This is a genomic window from Pleomorphomonas sp. JP5 (genome assembly GCF_023721815.1).
In the GTDB taxonomy this organism is placed as follows: Bacteria; Pseudomonadota; Alphaproteobacteria; order Rhizobiales; family Pleomorphomonadaceae; genus Pleomorphomonas.
This window is the reverse complement of the sequence record NZ_JAMDLI010000001.1, coordinates 354,541-372,834: the sequence shown is the minus strand read 5'-3', so window position 1 is coordinate 372,834 and position 18,294 is coordinate 354,541. Positions and strand designations below refer to the sequence as shown.

The 18,294-nt window shown below is 62.4% G+C and carries 20 protein-coding genes; 3 read left to right on the top strand and 17 right to left on the bottom strand.

Annotated elements, in window-relative coordinates; all coding sequences use genetic code 11:
- Window positions 1–5 precede the first annotated feature (5 nt).
- Window positions 6–1,340: a flagellar protein export ATPase FliI gene (gene fliI, locus M4J40_RS01795; RefSeq protein ID WP_251751653.1), complete on the top strand. Its 1,335-nt coding sequence runs from the start codon at window positions 6–8 to the stop codon at window positions 1,338–1,340.
- A gap of 86 nt (window positions 1,341–1,426) precedes the next feature.
- Here the strand turns inward: fliI and M4J40_RS01790 are convergent, their stop codons facing one another.
- The 13 genes from M4J40_RS01790 to M4J40_RS01730 form a co-directional block, all read right to left on the bottom strand.
- Window positions 1,427–1,882, bottom strand: a complete 456-nt coding sequence (locus M4J40_RS01790) for a hypothetical protein (protein ID WP_251751597.1) — start codon at window positions 1,880–1,882, stop codon at window positions 1,427–1,429.
- A complete protein-coding gene (locus M4J40_RS01785; RefSeq protein ID WP_251751596.1) occupies window positions 1,879–2,340 on the bottom strand; it encodes a flagellar protein FlgN in 462 nt (153 codons plus the stop codon). The genes M4J40_RS01790 and M4J40_RS01785 overlap by 4 nt, the downstream gene beginning before the upstream one ends.
- A 27-nt stretch (window positions 2,341–2,367) precedes the next feature.
- Window positions 2,368–2,949 carry a rod-binding protein gene (locus M4J40_RS01780; protein WP_251751594.1) on the bottom strand — a complete coding sequence of 194 codons (582 nt, stop codon included), beginning with the start codon at window positions 2,947–2,949 and terminating at the stop codon, window positions 2,368–2,370.
- A gap of 45 nt (window positions 2,950–2,994) precedes the next feature.
- Window positions 2,995–3,375: a hypothetical protein gene (locus M4J40_RS01775; protein WP_251751592.1), complete on the bottom strand. Its 381-nt coding sequence runs from the start codon at window positions 3,373–3,375 to the stop codon at window positions 2,995–2,997.
- Window positions 3,376–3,404: 29 nt separating this feature from the next.
- On the bottom strand, window positions 3,405–4,157 hold the full coding sequence (locus tag M4J40_RS01770; protein ID WP_251751591.1) for a flagellar biosynthetic protein FliR: 753 nt from the start codon (window positions 4,155–4,157) through the stop codon (window positions 3,405–3,407).
- Window positions 4,154–6,247 (bottom strand): flagellar biosynthesis protein FlhA, encoded by a 2,094-nt coding sequence (flhA, locus tag M4J40_RS01765; RefSeq protein ID WP_251751589.1) that lies wholly within the window; start codon window positions 6,245–6,247, stop codon window positions 4,154–4,156. Before flhA ends, M4J40_RS01770 begins: the two co-directional genes overlap by 4 nt.
- Before the next feature lie 69 nt (window positions 6,248–6,316).
- Entirely contained in the window at window positions 6,317–6,583 is a 267-nt protein-coding gene (gene fliQ / locus M4J40_RS01760; RefSeq protein WP_100079153.1) for a flagellar biosynthesis protein FliQ, read from the bottom strand.
- The gene (flgD, locus tag M4J40_RS01755) at window positions 6,583–6,984 is read right to left on the bottom strand and encodes a flagellar hook assembly protein FlgD (protein WP_251751587.1); all 402 of its coding nucleotides are present in this window, start codon (window positions 6,982–6,984) and stop codon (window positions 6,583–6,585) included. Before flgD ends, fliQ begins: the two co-directional genes overlap by 1 nt.
- A 14-nt stretch (window positions 6,985–6,998) precedes the next feature.
- A complete protein-coding gene (gene flbT / locus M4J40_RS01750) occupies window positions 6,999–7,406 on the bottom strand; it encodes a flagellar biosynthesis repressor FlbT (RefSeq protein WP_251751585.1) in 408 nt (135 codons plus the stop codon).
- Complete coding sequence (gene flaF, locus M4J40_RS01745; RefSeq protein WP_251751583.1) at window positions 7,403–7,750, bottom strand: flagellar biosynthesis regulator FlaF; 348 nt, start codon at window positions 7,748–7,750, stop codon at window positions 7,403–7,405. The genes flbT and flaF overlap by 4 nt, the downstream gene beginning before the upstream one ends.
- Window positions 7,751–7,803: 53 nt before the next feature.
- A complete protein-coding gene (locus tag M4J40_RS01740; RefSeq protein WP_251751582.1) occupies window positions 7,804–8,859 on the bottom strand; it encodes a flagellar hook-associated family protein in 1,056 nt (351 codons plus the stop codon).
- A 14-nt stretch (window positions 8,860–8,873) separates the two neighbouring features.
- Window positions 8,874–10,319, bottom strand: a complete 1,446-nt coding sequence (gene flgK, locus M4J40_RS01735; RefSeq protein WP_251751580.1) for a flagellar hook-associated protein FlgK — start codon at window positions 10,317–10,319, stop codon at window positions 8,874–8,876.
- A 26-nt stretch (window positions 10,320–10,345) separates the two neighbouring features.
- A complete protein-coding gene (locus tag M4J40_RS01730) occupies window positions 10,346–11,641 on the bottom strand; it encodes a flagellar hook protein FlgE (protein ID WP_251751579.1) in 1,296 nt (431 codons plus the stop codon).
- A 513-nt stretch (window positions 11,642–12,154) separates the two neighbouring features.
- Here M4J40_RS01730 and M4J40_RS01725 point away from each other — a divergent pair.
- Window positions 12,155–12,475: an antibiotic biosynthesis monooxygenase family protein gene (locus tag M4J40_RS01725; RefSeq protein WP_251751578.1), complete on the top strand. Its 321-nt coding sequence runs from the start codon at window positions 12,155–12,157 to the stop codon at window positions 12,473–12,475.
- 17 nt (window positions 12,476–12,492) lie between these two features.
- Window positions 12,493–13,365 carry a sigma-70 family RNA polymerase sigma factor gene (locus M4J40_RS01720; RefSeq protein WP_311134046.1) on the top strand — a complete coding sequence of 291 codons (873 nt, stop codon included), beginning with the start codon at window positions 12,493–12,495 and terminating at the stop codon, window positions 13,363–13,365.
- 49 nt (window positions 13,366–13,414) lie between these two features.
- Here M4J40_RS01720 and M4J40_RS01715 read toward each other — a convergent pair whose 3' ends face one another.
- From M4J40_RS01715 to M4J40_RS01700, 4 genes are all read right to left on the bottom strand, one after another.
- Window positions 13,415–14,353, bottom strand: a complete 939-nt coding sequence (locus tag M4J40_RS01715; RefSeq protein WP_251751576.1) for a DUF4037 domain-containing protein — start codon at window positions 14,351–14,353, stop codon at window positions 13,415–13,417.
- Window positions 14,354–14,495: 142 nt separating this feature from the next.
- Window positions 14,496–15,818 (bottom strand): pilus assembly protein TadG-related protein, encoded by a 1,323-nt coding sequence (locus M4J40_RS01710; protein WP_251751574.1) that lies wholly within the window; start codon window positions 15,816–15,818, stop codon window positions 14,496–14,498.
- A 157-nt stretch (window positions 15,819–15,975) separates the two neighbouring features.
- A complete protein-coding gene (locus M4J40_RS01705; protein WP_251751573.1) occupies window positions 15,976–17,238 on the bottom strand; it encodes a glycerate kinase in 1,263 nt (420 codons plus the stop codon).
- Window positions 17,239–17,248: 10 nt separating this feature from the next.
- Entirely contained in the window at window positions 17,249–18,220 is a 972-nt protein-coding gene (locus M4J40_RS01700; protein WP_251751571.1) for a nucleoside hydrolase, read from the bottom strand.
- Window positions 18,221–18,294: the final 74 nt, after the last annotated feature.

The window sequence follows — 18,294 nt, the reverse complement described above, 5'->3', positions numbered from 1 at the left end:
TCAAGATCGAGGACCTCGCAGATCGCGTTGCGACGGCCGCCCATGAACTCGGCTACGTCCGCGTTGGTGGTCGAGTGTCGGAAGTCGCCCCCGATGCTTTTCGCCTCCGGGGGCTTTCACGCCACGTTCGCCTGGGCGACCGGATCGAGATCGCCGCTGCGGACGGAGCGAGCCTTGCCGAGGTGCTGCGGATCGACGGCGACGGGGTGACCGTCAAACCTTTCGCGCCGCGTCTTGACGCCGGCCTCGGGGCCGCCGCCTGGCATGCCGGACCGGTGGTGCTGGCCCCGCACCCTTCATGGAAAGGGCGCGTCATCGACGCAATGGCCGCGCCGGTCGATGGGCTTGGTCCATTGATGCCGGGCATCGTCGCCGTGCCTGTGGATGGCCGTCCTCCCAACGCGCTTCGCCGTGCTCGCGTCACGGAACCAATCCGAACCGGTGTGCGCGCCTTCGATCTCTTCACGCCGATATGTGCCGGCCAGCGCATCGGCATTTTCGCCGGCTCCGGCGTTGGCAAGTCGACGACGCTTTCGATGATCGCCCGCTCACGTGCCTTCGATACCGTTGTCATCGCCCTGGTTGGCGAACGTGGCCGAGAGGTGCGCGAGTTTCTCGACGACTCCCTAGGCGACAATCGCGCCCGCTCGGTGACGGTCGTAGCGACCGGCGACGAGAGCCCGATGATGCGCCGGTTGGCGCCACGCACCGCCATGGCGGTTGCCGAATACTTCCGCGATCGCGGCGAGCAGGTTCTTCTGATCGTGGACTCGGTAACCCGCTATGCCCATGCAGCCCGTGACGTGGCGCTCGCCGCCGGCGAGCCGGCCGTGGCGCGTGGTTACGCGCCCAGCGTCTTCACCAGCCTGCCGGAGCTTCTGGAACGGGCGGGCCCAGGCGAGGAGGGCGGCGGTTCGATCACCGGCGTGTTCGCCGTTCTTGTCGACGGTGATGACCATAACGATCCGGTGGCTGACAACATCCGCGGAACTCTCGACGGGCATATCGTGCTCGACCGTGCCATTGCCGATCAGGGCCGCTATCCGGCCGTCAACGTGTTGGCCTCGATTTCCCGTCTTGCCCAGCATGTCTGGAGCCGCGAGGAGCGGGATCTCGTTCTCCGCCTCAGGAGCTTGATCGCCCGCTTCGAGGATACGCGCGACCTTCGTCTGATGGGCGGCTATCAGGCCGGCCAGGACCCCGAACTCGATCAGGCGGTATCGCTGGTGCCGCTCATCTATGATGGCCTCCGCCAGAACCCAACGGATCCGCTGAGCCAGGATGCCTTCCGCGAACTAGCCGAGAAGATGCAGCCAGCACCGACACCGGCTACGAGTTGATCGGCGGTTCATCGCCTCGTCCCACAAAAAAGGCGGCCTTCCGAAATGGAGGCCGCCTTTTGGAGTCTGGCGCGGGAGGTTGGGGATCACTGCTTCATGGCATCTCGCGAGAAGTAGCTGATCTGATCGACCAGCACATCCTGTACGACGTCGTTCTTCAAACGCACGTTGACCTTCTGGCGGATGCCATCGGCGAATGCCTTGAGATCGTATCGCTGGATGTGGTCGAGATCGATGCTGTCATCGCCGTAGATCACCCGGAACGCCTCGTCGGTGACGAACAGCTCCGGCGGTACCGGCGCTTCCTTGAGACGGGTACTGTCCGCGGTGAACACCAGCTCCAGGACACTGTAGCCCATCAGTCTGCCGTCACGGATCATCGGAACATTGATGGGCTCGGTCTTGACGTATTGAAGTCCTTCCCAGGTTGGCTCATCCGTAGGCTTGGCCAGGCTTCCGTTCACCAGCCACCATGCGGCGCTATAGGCCGACAGGAGCGTGACCACGCAGACCCAGAGCCCCGTGAAAAAGAGCCGGCTCATTGCGGTCGCGTCCAAAGGCGCTGTGGCGGCGAGTAGGTGCCGTCGGACTCGGCGTCGCTGATGGCCGCCGTCAGGATGGCCGATATTTCGCGCGTGGCTTCGAGGTGGGTCTTGAGCAGCATTCTGTTGCGTTCGAGTTGGTCGCGGAAGCTTTCGAGCCGGTCGCGAAGGTCGTCGCCGATGCTGAGTGGGTCAACGAGACGCATGGCGCGCGTGAGCTCAAGAAGCCCATGGCTCTTGCGGTAGTTGAGGTCCTCGAAGGCGGGAGTCTCACCCGCTCTCAGAGATTGCGTCTCCTGATCCACCACTTGTTCGAGGCGGGCGATGGCCTTGAGGAGGGCAAGAATCTCGATCGGCGTGCTGCCGTCGGGATCGCTCCAGGTATCGAGGGCTGCGGATAGCGCGGTCGAGGCGCCGGAGTCGAATGGGGTGGTGGCGACGGCGAGCGGTTCGTCCATCAGAAAACTCCGAAATTAGGTCGGACGTCAGATACGTGGGACGGTTGAGAGAAGGGCGGCAAGACGAAGAGGCGAGGGGCCAGCCGCGCCCGAGTTGAGATTGGCGACATGCCCGGCAGCAAGGCGATCGGCGATGCCGATGCCGCCGGCCTTGGCCATCTGGCTGCCGAGTTGTTCGGACAACATGGACTTCCAGACGTCTCCGGCCGTACCGGAGCCATAGACAGCCTCTGCCCCCTCGGGCAGCATCGAGCCAATGAAGGTGCTCAGCACCATTGCTTCAAAGCTCTCAAGCGCTCTGGACTGGCGATCGCCGCCTACGGCCATTGCTCCATCCACGCGGCCTGCCATTGCCGTCTCGTTCTGGAGACGCAGGCGTGCGCGATGAAGATCGAACGGCGCCGATGGTGAAGGATCGACTGTCGGCGTGGCGTCAGCCAGCGCGACAAGCGCGCCGCCGGCCTCGGACACGGCGGGCATCAGGTCGGCGAAGGCGGTGCCAGCGGTGTCCGCAAGCCGGTCCAGCTTGGCGGTTGCCACCTTGAGCCGCTCAGGGTCGGCGGCTCGGGCGACGTCGAGTATGATATCCGACGGGGGAGAGATGGCCATCAGCGTCCTCCGGAAACGTTGCAAAAGAAGATTAGCCAGCCGAGCTTAAGCGAGGCTGGCGTGACGGCGTCGCGCGAGAGCCCCTTCCACGAGGCTTTCGAGCTGTTGCTTCTCGTCCTCGGCCGCGACATCGCACTCCAGGCGATCGATCATCGTCTCGGCAAAGCGCGTGTGTCGTGCCTCCGTCATCACGGCGGCGATCTGCTGTGCCTTCAAAGGCTCGAGCAGCATGCGACGCTCGGTAAGGCGCTTGAGACGCCCGGCCATGTGGCCGGCGAATAGCCCATGCAGGGGACTGTCGTCGTTGAGGGCGGTAATCAGCGCCGTGCATTTCTCGTCGATCTCGGCCTCCTCGTGCATCACGCGGGCAAGGCGCAACTCCTCGATCTGCTTGAGTTGTCGGCGAAGCCCGGCGATGCGATGCATGGACTCGAGGCGTTTTCTGTCGGGCGAAGTCATTGGGAGGCTAGCCAGTTTGAAAAGCCCAGCACGAAGAGTTGTTGGAACTCGACGGCGGTGAAGTAGAACAGCATCAGCCCCCCAAACAGAACGAAGGGCATCGAGATGAAGTAGACCGGGATCGACGGCGTCATCTTGTTGACGAGGCCGAGCGTGAAGTTGATCACCAGACCATAGATGATGAAAGGGCTCGCAAGACGCAGGGCCAGCCAAAAGGCGGCGGAAAGCGTGTCGGTCACTTCGATAAGGCTGCCCTGCGGGTCGAAGACGCCGGCAACCGGAAGCACCTTGTAGGAAGCGATGACCGCTTCCAACACCTTCGCATGCTGGTCGGTCAGGAAGAACATCAGCGTCGCCGTCAGCATGACGAGGGTCGTCATGGCCGGCAGGGCCTCCTGATCCTCGACCGCCGCGCCAGGCATGGAGAAGCCGACGGTCATCGCCATGGCATGCGACAGCATCTGCAGGGCCAGGAAGAACAGTCGACCGAGAAATCCTATGAAGAGGCCGGTGAAGGTCTCGGCGACGATCAGGCGCAGGAGGGTCACCGGGGCCTCGTCGGTTATGGCGGCAGAAGCCTGGTCGATCAGCATTGGCGCCACGGCAAGCGTCAGGCCTACTGCAAGGAACAGGCGGACCTGTGTCGGCACGCGCGTACTCGATACGCCGACCATCAGCATCAGCACGCCGCCAATCCGGCAGAACAGCAGGCAAACGGCCAGAACGGTGTTCGAGCCGAAGCCGATCATGAGATGGTTCCGAGCGCTTCCACTTCGACGCCGCGCGCAATCTCGACGTGGCTCAACACCGGCAACGACGGGAACAAGCGCTCGACGATGAGCCTCACATAGGGGCGCGCTTCGGGCGCAGTAACCACTGCGAAGCTATGCCCCTGCGACATGCGGCTGCGAACCGCTTCCGATACCTCGGTACCGAACTGCTCGACCAGACGGGGATCGATGTCGAACTCGATGACGTCGCCCTTGCCATCGCGCTTCAGTCCCTGGTGGAACGTCAGGTCCCATCGGTTACCGAGGCGCAATACCTTGAGCGTACCGCCATCGGCGAGGTCCCCGCAGATCTGCTGGGCGATGCGCATGCGGACATGTTCGGCAATCTGCTCGGCGCGGCGGACATGCGGCGCGATTTCAGCGACCGCCTCTAGAATGAGATGGAGGTTGCGGATCGACACGCGCTCGGCCAGCAAGAGCTTCAGCACTGCCTGCAAACCGGAGAAGGAGATCTGCGACGGGCAAATGTCGTCGACGAGGCGTTTGTATTCGGGGTCGAGGCGATCGATCAGGATGCGCATGTCCTTGTAGGATAGGAGCTGCGGCAGGTTGTTGCGCAACACTTCCGAAAGATGGGTCAGCATCACCGACATGCTGTCGATCGGCGTGTACCCTTCACGCGTCACCTCGTTCGCGTAATCCTGCGACACCCACATGGCCTTCATGCCGAAGGCGGGCTCGCGCGTCTCGTCGCCCGGCACATCCGGACCGGCCGTGTCGCCAGTGATCACCATCACCTCGCCGAGTCTCACCTCCTGGGCGGCAATGACGGTGCCATGGATCTTGATGCGGTATTCCTTCTGCGGCATGGCGACGCTGTCGCCGAGCTTGATGTCCGGAACGACGAAGCCGTACTGCTGGGCGAACTTGCGGCGCATCTTGCCGACGCGGTGGGCCAGTTCTCCGTGGTTGTTCATCATGCGCGCAGCAATCTGCTTGCCCAGGCAGAGTTCGATCTCGTTGGTACGGAGCTGCTCCTTAACCGAGTCCTTGGCCTCGGACTTGGTCTCCTGTTCGACACGGGTCTTCTCGGCGGCCTCGGCGGCGGCGCGCTCGGCGCGGCGCTTGGGGATCGACCGGGCGACGAAGCCCATCAGGGCGGCCGGAACGAGGAAGGGAAGAAGGGGCAGGCCGGGCACCAGCGACAGGCCCGCCAGGAGGCAGGCGGCGACGAGAAGGGCGCGGGGATAGCCGCCCAACTGTCCCATGACCGCCTGTTCGGCCGAACCACGCGTGCCGCCCTTGGACACCAGAAGGCCGGCGGCCAGAGAGACGATCAGAGCGGGAATCTGAGTGACCAGACCGTCGCCGACGGCGAGCTTGACGAAGGCATCGGCCGCTTCCGACACCGGCAGGCCGTGACGCGTGGAGCCGATGACGATGCCACCAAAGATGTTGACGGCGGTGATGATGATGCCGGCGATGGCGTCGCCGCGCACGAACTTCGACGCGCCGTCCATCGAGCCGAAGAAGGTGCTTTCCTCCTCGAGTTCGCGACGGCGTAGCTGGGCTTCCTTGTCGGTGATCAGGCCGGCCGACAGATCGGCGTCGATGGCCATCTGCTTGCCGGGGATGGCGTCCAGGGTGAAGCGGGCCCCCACCTCGGCGATGCGGGTGGCGCCTTTGGTGATGACCACGAAGTTGACGATGATCAGGATGGCGAAGATGACGAGGCCGATGACGAAGTCGCCGCTCATCACCAGGCGCGAGAAACCCTGGATGATGTGACCGGCAGCACCGTCGCCGACATGGCCACCCGACAGGATCTGTCGCGTCGTCGCCACGTTGAGGGCGAGGCGCAGCAAAGTGGCGATCAGGAGAACGGTGGGAAAGGAGGAGAAATCGAGTGGCCGCTGGATCCACAACGCCACCATCAGGATGAGGACCGATAGTGCTATGGAGAACGCGAGGCCGGTGTCGATCAGGACCGGTGGAATCGGCAGGAACAGCACGGCCAGGATGGCGACGATGCCGATGGCGAAGCCGATATCGCGTTTGCCGGATGCGCTCTTGGCGCCGGCAGAGGGCGACAGGCTGAGGTTCGACATGCGGTGCGCTCCTGATTGCATCCGGGACCAAGGCGAAAGCGACAACTCGAGCTGACGCGTCGAGGCTCTCTAGAAGCCGCTTTCGATCCGTCCGTAGACGATTTCCGTGAAGGCGTAGATCTGGGCTCCGATGAACGGGCCGGTGGCGACGATGGTCAGCAGGATGGCGACGATCTTCGGAATGAAGGTCAGCGTGATCTCCTGCACCTGCGTCAGTGCCTGCAGGAGCGCGATGACAACGCCCACCGTCATGGCGGCCAGAACCGCGGGTCCTGAGCCGATGATGATGGTCCATATGGCATCGCGGACCAGGTCGAGAGCGTCGAACTCGTTCATCAGGTGATGATCACGCCGGGGCCGAGCACCACGGACTTTCCGCTGTCGAGGTCGGCGAGGGCGCCGCCGTTGACGATGCGGACCGCGGTGACCTTGCCGGAAACGCTGCCATCCTCGGAGGTCAAGGTTCGACCGATGATGCCGTCGGCCTGCGACAGGGCGAGCGAGGACAAGAGGCCGTCGAGCTTGGTGTTGGTCTGCATCGACTGTTCGACCTGCGAGAAGGTGGCGAACTGCGCGATGTATTCCGTCGAGCTTGTCGGGGCCGTCGGATCCTGGTTCTTCATCTCGGCCATGAACAGCTTCAGGAAGGAGTCATAATCGAGGGAGCTGCCCTGACCTGACGTTTTTGCCGCCTGGGACGAGCCCGTGCTTTGGCTGCTTGCGGTGTTGACTTGCATGGTGCATCTCCTGGTCAGGCGGCGATGAGTCCGCCCAGCACGCCGGCCTCGACCGGAAAGAGCGAGCGGATCGTCTTGAGGGCGTCGAAGGGACGCTCGGCGGCGAGCTGAGCCTCCACGGCCCGCAGGCCGATGCGAATGTCCGGGTTGATCAGCGTCCGGTCGAGCGAGGCGATCAGGCCGGCGGCGATCGAGCGAGCGCTGCGGTTGTCGGCTCCGTCGATCATGATCATCTGAACTGCGAAGTAGAGTTGACGCAGCGGCGTGGTCGTCTCCTCGGGCTGCATGACGTGGGCTTCGAGCAGGAAGCTAACGTCGTTCAGAAGCTCGATGGATACCTTGCGGTCGACTCGGATCACCGCACCGTTGATGTAGAGGCGCTCGCGGGCGCGGAGACCGATGTGCATCGAACGACTGCTCATGCGAGACCCGCCCTGATGATGCCGTTGATCTCGATCAGTCCGTCGAAGTTCTCGGACTCGTTGCGGCGGATCTGTTCCGCTTCCTTGATGATCCACAGACCGATCGAGATCAGGTCGGCGCGCAGTCTGTCCGGCAGATCGTTGTCAGGGCTGGCCAGGTCCTCGATGAGATAGCTCCAGAGACGGCGGAGATAGAGGATGGCGTCGGTGGCTTCCCGCGATCGGCTGCCCTTGAGCTTGGCCCGTTCGAGCAGTTCGACGGCATGGTCCATGGCCTCGGCCTCGTGCTGACGCGCGAGGTTGACGGCGTCGCCGACAATGTCGGCGTAGGAAAACTGATGCATGAAACACCCTGCGGGTTGACGTGAGACAAGCTGCCCCGGTGGACCGGGATGGATCAGAGATAATTGAGCAGGCTGAGCTGCTGCATGCGGCCGGTCAGGGCGAACGCCATGTCGAGCTGGGTTTCCAGCGCGGAAATGCGCGTCTGCGCCTCGATCGGATCGACCCGTTCGAAATCGTTGATGTTGCGATTGAGGATATCCATCTGCGCCTTGATGCGGCCATTGGCATTGCTCAGCCGCTCCTGTGCGGTACCGAGGCGAGCCTTGACGACAGTCAGATCGACCGTAGCCTCGCCGATGACTTGAGCGGTCTTGTCGATGAGGGTCTGATAGGTCTTCTCGGAAAGGCCGGCATCGGCGAGTTCGCTGATCATCGTGTAGGCCATGGCCAGCTCGCGGAAGGCGGGCTCGTTGGCGTTGGCCGAGGTCTCGATCAGTTCGGAGGTCGAGATCCGGCTCTTGACGTTCTGGCCGGAAGCGGACGACCAGCCGGTGGTCGGAGCCGACCAGCTGGCGGCGTCGAACATGCCGGTGAGATTGGCGTCGATGAATGTCTCCAGATCGCTGGCCGTGAGATCGGCGGGACTGGCGGCGCCGACGCCGGTGCAATAGGTGGCAAGCGCGGTATCGAAGGCGGTCTTTGTGGGGGAGGTCGGCGTCGCGTAGTAGTCGGTGACCGGGCGAACGTCAGTGTTGATGCCGGCGAACAGGTACTCGCCATTGATCGACGTGTTGAGCGAGGCGATCAGCGACTGCAGATTGTTCTTGGCATCGTCGGCAACCACCTCAGCGCCCACCTTGCCGGAACGAACGGCGATCAGCGAGGCCGCGAAATCCTGGGCGTTCTTCAGCACGCCGTCGAGCGCCGCCTGACTTGTGTCGAGACGTGAGGCAACCAAGCCGTTGGTATCGCAGATGGCGTCGAGCCGTTGGTAGTCCTGGCGCAGCGAGATGGTGCGTCCAGTCCTGTTCCCAAGCTCCAGACCGACATCGGCCCAGCGGCCCGAGCTCAGCTCCTTGGTGTTCTTGGCAAGTTCGGTCTGCATCTTGAGGATGGAAAGGCGGGACGCAGTGGACGCCGCCTGGGTCGAGATGTAGGTGGTTTTCATGTCTCACTCCTCTCTCAGACGGCGTTGAGCAGGTCCTGAAGCATTTGGTCGACCGCCGCGATGAGCTTGGCGGACGCCGCGTAAGTGCGTTCGATCTCGAGCTGCTTGGACAGCTCGTCGTCGAGATTGACGCCGGTGGTGTTGGACAGCGCTTCGGAAGCGCGCTGCAGCATGGTCGACTGGTAGGTCGCGGAGGTATCGACTTGCTGCCGGTTGAACTCGAGCCAGCTCGCCGAGGAAGCTGCGTAGTCGGAGAGCGTGTTGGTGGGATCGGCTCCGGAGTTCGGATCGAAAACACGCGCCTCGCCAAACTCGGTGACCATCGCGTTCAGCCGCTCGGTGAAACCGGCTTCGTCGGTCGTGTTGTAGTCGTAGGTGATGCCATCCCGGATCAGATCGAGGCTTCCGCCTGTGGTCGGGTCGATGGCCGGATTGACCATGATGAGTCCGGCAAGGCCGGTCTCGATGGTCGCGCTGGCCGGTATGGAGCCAGCCGGCCAGGTAAACAGTCCCGGAACATCAGGCCCGATGCCAGCCGGGTCGCTTTCCGTGAACGCTTCGATCAAGCCGCGGGCGATTTCGTCGAGTTGGCTCTGGTAGGTGACGCCCACATCGTCGCGCAAGGTGGCAAGGCCGGCAAGGCGACCGCTTGTGCTGGGCATCGACGACGGCCCACCGACCACGGCCACACCGTCAACGTAGACCGCATTGCCGATGGTGGAAGCGCTGAAAACATTGGTCGCCTGAAAGGTGACCTCGCGCGGATGGGTCTCGAACAGGGCAACGCCGCCGTCGGTGTAGATGGCGACATCGTTGTTGTCGCGCGCCACCACGGAAATGCCGATCTCTTCGGAGAGCTGGGAGATGAGGTTGTCGCGGCTGTCGAGATTGTCGGTGACGTCAGCCCCCGTCACGGTGCCGTGGACGATGCTTGTGTTGAGGGTATCGATCTTGGCGAGCAGGTCGTTGATACGCTGAACGGACGACGCCATGTCGGCGTCGGCGAGGGCTCGGGTGGCCTGTACCGTCGTCGTCGCCTGATTGAGCGTGTTCACCAGCGTGGTGGCCGAGCTCTGCACCGCTTGGGCGAGAATGGTGTTGCTCGGGTTGGCGGCATATTGCTGGAGCTTGTTGTTGAGGTCTCCCAACCTGGCGGCCGGGCTCTGGTCGAGCTCCGGATCGCCGATGGTCTGGGACATCTTCGTCAGGCCGTCGAGCAGTGCATCCTGCGTTGCCGAGGCCGAGGTGGCCTTCAGCATGGTCTTGTAGAGCGCGGCGTCGGTCGCGCGCTGGATCGATACCACCTGGACTGTCCCGCCGGCGCCGGTGATGACCATGGTCGACTTGCGGGAGTAGGACGCCTCCTTGCCGGCGGCGATGTTGCGCGACGTCGTCGCCGTCTGCACGCCGGAGGTCTGCAGAGAGGAGTTGGCGACGTTGAGGGCCATCGAGAGGGACATTGGAGGAATCCGCCAGTGGTTGGAGGTCAGCGCTTCAGGTTGACGAGAACGTCGAGCAGGTCGGAGCCGGTCTGGAAGACCTTGGAGTTGGCGGTGTAGCCGCGCTGCGCCTCGATCATGGACGTCAGCTCGCTGGCCATGTCGGCGTTGGACTGCTCCACCGACCAGGACTTGATGACGCCGAAGCTCGATGAGCCGGCGAAGCCGACGCTCGGATCGCCCGAGTCCATCGAGATGGCATAGGCGTTACCAGCGATCGGCGTCAGGTTGTCCGGGCTCGGCACGTTGGCAAGCGGGATCTGGAAGGTGGCCTTGCGGGTGCCGTCACCGAAGATGGCGTAGACGATGCCCTTGTCGCTGATCTCGATGCTCTCGACCGCCTGGGCCGCATTGCCGTCGGTGTCGCCGGTCGGATTGAACTCCTCGGTGCCGAGCTGTGTCATGCCTGAGAGGTCGAGCGTCATGGTCTGCGACGAGCCGTTGTTGGGAACGGAGAAGGACGCGATGACCGGCGCCGTCAGCTTGCCGTTTGTGGCATCGAAGGTGAGGGTGCCGGAGTCGAGAAGCGGCCCGACGGCTGGCGTGCCCGTGGCGGAATAAGGGAAGCCGCCGGAGGTGGCGCCCGCTCGATCGAAGACCGCGTATTCCCACTGGTTGGAGCCTGTCTTGGTGAAATAGACGTCGAGCATCACCTCGTTGCCAAGGTTGTCGTAGGTCGTCATCGAGGTCTTGTTGGTATAGACGGAGGCAGCTGTATTGGCGCTGGCCGGCGCGCCCGGTGGCGTGGTGGTGGTCACGTCGGTAGCGTTGGAGTTGAGCGTCGCGGTGATATAGCCGCTGGTCGTCGGCGAGGCAGTCATGCCAAGTGCATTGACGTTGACCTCAACCAGCCCCGTCAGGCTGTTGGCTGACGGGGAAGGGGTGCCGGCCGACAAATCGTATCCAAGCAGAGTGAAGCCGCCGGTATTCTTCAGTGTGCCATCGGTCTGCTTCACGAAGGAGCCGGCGCGGGTGAGGTAGGGGGTGCCGCCGGCATCCTGCACGACGAAGAAGCCGGAGCCCGTCACGGCGAGGTCCAGGCCGCTTGTCGTCGAAAGATAAGAGCCGGCCTCACCGATGGCATAGCGCGTCTGGGTGGTGACGCCGGCCGGCTGATAAGCGCCCGAGCGACTGTTGCCGATCACCATTGAAGAGAACTCAGTAGAGGCGCGCTTGTAGCCGACGGTATTGGCGTTGGCGATGTTGTCGGCGGTGGTGGCCAACCGGCCGCCCTGGGCGTTCATTCCGGAAACGCCGCTGCGCAAGACACCGTAAAGACTCATCGCTGATCTCCTGAAGCACTGTCATTGCTTGCAGGAAACACCGCCACCCTTGCGCGAGGCTTGTGGTTTGAAAGCTAAAATTGGAAGTAAAACGCTATCAAACTAAACGTTATTTCAGCCTCTTCTGCCAGTATAGCTGGCGTTAACACGATATTCGAGATCGCTGTCGAGCCTGTCAAATATACCTAGGGCGTTGAGGCGGCGTTCACGGCATTCGGGTCAGCCAAGGCGTCTGAGGCCGTATTGGTGATCATTCCGCCTCGAATGTGTACCGAACTGGCGCATATTTCTCGTCCGTCCGGATATCTACGTAAATTACAACCTTTGATTGATTTGAAAGTCGGCTCGATTCAGGTCGAAAACGAAAGAAAGATGCAGCCCCGGACCAGAACCCAAGAAAAGCCTGGCACTCGGCATTCCGGAGATGGGGAATGTCACATTCCGCTCGGTTGCCCTGTCATGACATGTGCAACACTCGCACAGGAGATGACGATGCCCTGCGGAACAATCGCAATGATCGACACTGAGACCCAAGGAGTGACACTGATAAACCTCTACGAGGTCGAACCGGCAAATCAGGCAGGTCTCGCCCGACTGCTGTCTGAGGTCACCGAAAGTGCGATCCGAAACGAACCGGGGTTCGTATCGGTCAGCGTGCACAGCAGTCTCGACGGAACGAAGGTGGTAAACTACGCGCAATGGGCTTCGAAGGAACACTTTGAATCGTTCATGAAGAAGCCTGAATCCAAAGAGCTCCTGATGCGGCTTTCCGCGCTGGCAAAGTCCGTCTCGCCCGCGCTCTACAAGGTGGATTCGGTTCACTCGGACAGTTGAAGAAGAGCGATTTCATCGTGAACGACGAGTCTCCCGAGCGCATCTTGTCGAACATGCGCCCCAGCCTGATCCGGATCGCCTATCGCATGCTGGGATCGGTCGCCGAGGCGGAGGACATCGTTCAGGAGACGGCTATTCGCTGGCTTGCCGCCGATCACCAGACGGTGCGCGAGCCAGCGGCCTTTCTGCGCAGGATCGTTACGAGGCTCTGCTTGAACGAGCTGCAATCGGCCCGGCGTCGACGCGAGTCCTATGTCGGCCCCTGGTTGCCCGAACCGATCTTCGACCCGGAAGACCACGATCAGGCCGACGATATCACCTTGCCCTTGATGATCGCCTTGGAACGGCTTTCGCCATTGGAGCGAGCGGCATTTCTACTGCACGACATCTTCGGAATGCCCTTTGATCAGGTGGCCGACATCGTCGGACGCGAGGTCTCGGCTTGCCGAAAGCTGGCGAGCCGGGCGCGAGCCCATATCCAGGAAGCCCGTCCCCGTTTTGCCGTCGACAAGGATCGTGGGCTTGAGTTGGCACGGGCATTCTTCACCGCGTCGCGATGTGGGGACATGACCGCTCTTCGCACGCTTCTGGCCGAAGACGTGGTGGCGATTGCCGATGGTGGCGGCAGGATTGTCGCTTCGCTTGCGCCTCTGGTCGGCCTCGAAGCAGTGCTGGCCCGGCATGTCGAGATGGCTCGCGACTTCGCCATCCAGCCATCACAGATCGTCCGCTATGCGATCATCGATGGCTTGCCCGGGTTCGTCACGATCGAGGCGGGCAGCACCTTGCAAACGACAGCTTTGAATGTCGTCGAAGAGCGGATTACAGCCATCTACGTGACCCGTAACCCCGACAAACTACGGCATGTGTCAGATATCCGCCCCCAGTGATGGATGACGCCGCCTCTGGCCATGGAGGGCTTGTTTCGGCTGAAGCCGGTCAAGTCCGATGCAGGACCGAGATCACCTGCTGCGCGCGCTCCGGTGCTTCGATCAACGGCGTGGCGTCGGTAATCTGATCTATCGAACCGATGACTGCCCGTCCGTGCAGGAGTGGGTCTGAGATCGCGGCGGCCAGCCCGGCGCAGATCTCCTCGGCGTTGATCGTCAGGAACGGACGATTGAAGTAAGGGCCGATCCTGGGCGTGACGGAGAGTGGGAAACCGGCCGGTTCATGCATTTTGGCGACGGCGAGATAGGCCTGCGCCAGATGGGCTTGCCGGCTCTCCCATGTGTCAGCCGCGATCGCCGCGTTGAGCAGCGGTGTCAGCGCCTTGGCTGCGGACAAGCGGGCGAAAGCCGAGCCAAACCATTTAGGATAAGGCGAGTATTGCCGTTCCAGAAGGAATCCTATGCGCATGACGTCATGCGCGAGCCGCGAGGCGATGACGCGTGAGCCGAGATCGTCGCCGACATGGCCGGCTCGTCCGACAAAGGCCTGCTCGTCGGCGATGCGGCGCCACTGGGCAGCCAGTTTGTAGAGACTGACGTCGCGCGGACAGTCGGAAAAGGTTTGCCGCAGGCGTGAGAGGTCCCCGAGACCATCGTGAAAAATCTCTCCGGCCGTCAGTTCCAGCAGCCGTTGCTCGGGCATGGACAGCCAGATCAGGGCGTCGAGTGGAACAGTCGGATCCAGAGCCAGCCGCGTTCTCAGTATTCCTCCGGCCGTGAAGACCTCGACGCCGTGCTCCGGACGGCCAAGAGCGTCGTTCGCCACAATGGGCGGGTGGGGACGCGAGCGGTAACCAATGGGTTCGCCGAGAAAGCTCGCGGGCTTGACCGCGTCGAAGCCGTCGACAATAGCCTCGGCATGAGAAGCGAAATCGGCCCCGGTCACCACCAGCTGGACGCGCGGCCCCCAGTTGTGATCGCGCGACATATCATCATCGAAACCAAGAAGCTCGGAGCCGTATCCGAACATGCCCGCATCATGCCTGAGGCTCGGAAAAGCCTCGTCCAACCAGGGGCGGACAACCTCCCGGTAGAACAATCTCGATAGCTCCAAGCCTTTCATCGGGGCCTCAATGAGTAAGGTGCGTTTCGCTCACCACGTTGGCGAACAACTGAGTCAGAACGGCGCTGACGTCGCCAGACGGCGGTACTTCGGCATAAAGGCCATCGGAGGCGCAGGCCTTCATGTTGGTCGCGATCCTCGTTTGGAAAGGTGCGATCCAGGTTGTGTACCAAGTGTTGCTCGGGATCTTCTGATAGGTGGTGTAGAGGCTGGCGAGTCTGACGTCGTTCGCCTTGATTGAGACGCAGGGCGTTGTGTCGAGTGGTTGCTGGCATCGATTGCCGTTCAGCTTCTCCCGACAGTTCTTCGGACGCTCCGCGTCCTCCACGCCATCGCTGATGAGAAACAGCACCTTGATCGGATCGTTCGCCGACAGTCCGCTGCCACTCACGCCCATGATGCTTCTGATGCCGTTCAGCGCGGCTAGAAGATCGGTTTGTTGATCGTTGTTGTAGTTCTGGTACGGGATCGTCATAAGATCGACGTTGGCCGCCGCGGAGGCGACGGACGCGAGAGATGACGACAGGCCGGCGACCTGCGTCAGCTTGGTGGTCTTCGCATCCGCACCAAGGGAATAGACCGCCATCTTGTACTGGTTCGATACCAGCTGGCTTGCAGCGGCATTGGTTATCATCGACTGTACGGCTCTCGACACCACCTTGTAACGCAAGGTGATGCCCTGCTTTTGGGCCAAGGCATATGTGTCATAGCTTGCCCCTGTGATGTGGCAGGCGAAGGCACATCCGCCGTTCACAGCCTCGAGGGCGGAAATATCGGCCGCCGTGGCGCCGAGCCCCATGGACGGGCTGTTGTCGATCAGAACATAGAAATTGTAGTAATAGATTGGTTTGTTCTGCGCGGTGGCTCGCACGGAAACCGTTACGGTATCGACACCAAAAATACGAACAAAATAGGTTGGAACTTCCGATGTCAGACTTACGTCTGAGTTGAACGTATTATTCGTATATTGTACCGATATTTGTGATGAGGTGATATTTGAAAATTTCGATCCGCTGAAATTTGCTTGAGCAATCTTCAGCGCGTCGCTCTCCGCCACCTTGATTTCCCCCGACGCACCGCTTGCAATGACTTGCTTCACAGCGCTGGAACTCATGGATATCGCTCCGACTGCGGCGGCATCGGCGGCAGCCTGCAGCATATCCCTGGTCCTGGCTGCGATCGCATAATCGACCGCTGCACCGACCGCGATCATGAGGGGCAGGATAACCAAGGCAAAGATAACACTGACGGCTCCGGATCTGTCGATCCGCGCTTGTCTCAAAACGCGCCGTACGTGTCTGTCTGCGATGCCGATCTCATCCGAGCGCATTACCGAACACTCCGCTTTCGGCAGGGCGAACCCTCAGGCAGTTGGCGGCGGTGCGCAGTCCGTTCGCCTGCACGCGCCGCTCTTCACTTTGCGCTCAGGCAGATGAAATTTTCGCTAAAGCCCCGGTCATACAATCAAAATTAGGTGGACCAACACCTCAGGCGATCAAGATGGCACGAAAATCGTTGACATTGGTCAGTGTCGGACCGGTGACGACCGCGTCGCCGAGTGAACCGAAAAAGCCATGACCATCGTTATTGTCCAGGGCTGCTTGCGGATTCATGCCGAGAGCCCATGCCCGGGAAAGGCTGTCGGGCGTCAGGATTGCACCTGCAATCTCCTCGACGCCGTCGACGCCATCGGTATCGCCGGCAAGCGCCCAGATGTTCTGGCAATTGCGCAGATGCAGCCCGAGCGAAAGGAGGAACTCCACATTGCGACCACCGCGTCCCTTGCCCCGCAGGGTCACGGTCGTTTCACCGCCCGACAGCAGTACGCAAGGCGCCGTGAAAGGCTGGCCGCGACGGGCGACCTGTGCGGCAACCCCGCTCAGAACCGCACCGACATCACGTGCCTCGCCTTCGATGGCGTCGCTGAGGATATGCACGGCAAAGCCGGCGTCTCGAGCGACGATGGCGGCCGCTTCCAATGAGGCCTGGGGCGCAGCGACGATGTGCGTCTCGTTGCCCGAAAGACGTGAATCATCCGGCTTTACGGTCTCGCTGCCACCGCTCGCGAGCAAGGCCTCCGCTGCGGGGGGGAGGGCTATGCGATAGCGCCGGACTATGGCGAGAGCGTCGGCGGAGGTCGTCGGATCGCCGATGGTCGGGCCGGAGGCGATGTCGATGGGATTGTCGCCGGGTACGTCGGAAATCAGCAACGTCACCACCTTTGCCGGGTGGGCGAGGGCGGCGAGACGCCCCCCTTTCACCGCCGAAAGATGACGTCGCACGCAGTTCATTTCCGAGATGGGGGCACCGGAGGCAAGCAGAGCCCGGTTGATCGCCTGCTTGTCGTCGAGGCTGATCCCGTCAAGCGGCAATGCAAGCAGCGAGGATCCGCCCCCGGAGATCAGGCAGAGCACCGTGTCGTCCGGACCGGCGCTTGCGGCAATGTCGCGAATGCGTCTAGCCGCCTCAAGGCCGGCGGCGTCGGGAACCGGGTGGGCCGCCTCGACGATCTCAATGCGCTCGGTGGGAACGGCATAGCCGTACCGCGTCACCACCAATCCTTCGATCGGCCCATCCCAGTTCTGTTCCACGGCGCGCGCCATGGCCGCCGATGCCTTGCCGGCCCCAAGAACGATCAGCCGGCCCTTCGGGCGAGGCGGCAGGAAGGGAGGAACGCAGCGATCCGGTTGGGCGGCGGCGATAGCCGCGACGAACATGGAACGGAGGAGGGTGCTTGGATCCGGCGTCATGGGTATCTCCTCAACCGAGCGAGCGGATGGCGGTCTTGTAAGCCTCGACGATTCCTGCGTAATCCGCCTCGCCGGCGACCAGCTTCGAGGAATGCCCATCCCAAGCGCTGGGGCCGAAGATATGCCCGTCGAGCTTCTGGATGGACTGCCCGATGGCGATGCCCTCGGTCACGACACGCACAGCTCCCGAGCGCAACGCAAACAGTTCCGGCGCAACCAGATAGGCGGCGGCGGCCACGTCGTGCAGGCAACAGCCATCCACCTGATTACGACGGCGGTAGAGGTCCTCATAACCGCGAGAGATGTCCCACAGGAAGCGGCCTGCCTCGCCGCCGGACGCCAACTGGGCCGCGTCGTCATGGGTCGCCACGCAGTGGCTGGTCACATCAAGGCCAATGGCGGTCACGGGCCAATCCGCCGTGAACACCCTGTCGGCGGCATGCGGGTCATTGTGGACGTTGGCTTCGGCAACAGGCGTCGCATTACCGCGTCTGCCGCCCCAGGCGAAGGCGCCGCCCATGATCACCACGTCCTTCACCAGCGAAGCAATGCCGGGATCGCGGTCAAGGGCGAGGGCGAGATTGGTCAGTGGTGCAACGGCCAGAATGGTCACCCGTCCGGGATTGGCCTTGATGATCTCCACCATCCGGTCGGCCGCGTGCCCCTCGGCCGGTCGAACCGCGAAGCTTTGGGTTGCCCCGACATCCCCAAGCCCATCCTCACCGTGAATGAACGCCGGTGCCGGCCCGCGCTCGATGGTCAATGGGCGGGTCGCTCCAGCGTAGACCGGCACGTCGATGCCGAAGCGCTGCGTGAGGTAGAGGGCGTTACGGGTGGTGACCTCGGTTTCGGCATTACCGAACACAGTGGTGACGGCGGCGAGCTTCAGACTGGGTTGAGCCTTCAGGAACAAGAGCGCCATGGCGTCGTCGATCCCCGGATCCGTGTCGAAGATGACGAGATTTTTCTCCGTATCGGCCATTGCTGTTCCTTTTGGCGCAACCTCAAATGCCCGCCAATCAAGTTGATCTCAACAGGATCGCTCGGGCTGACCCT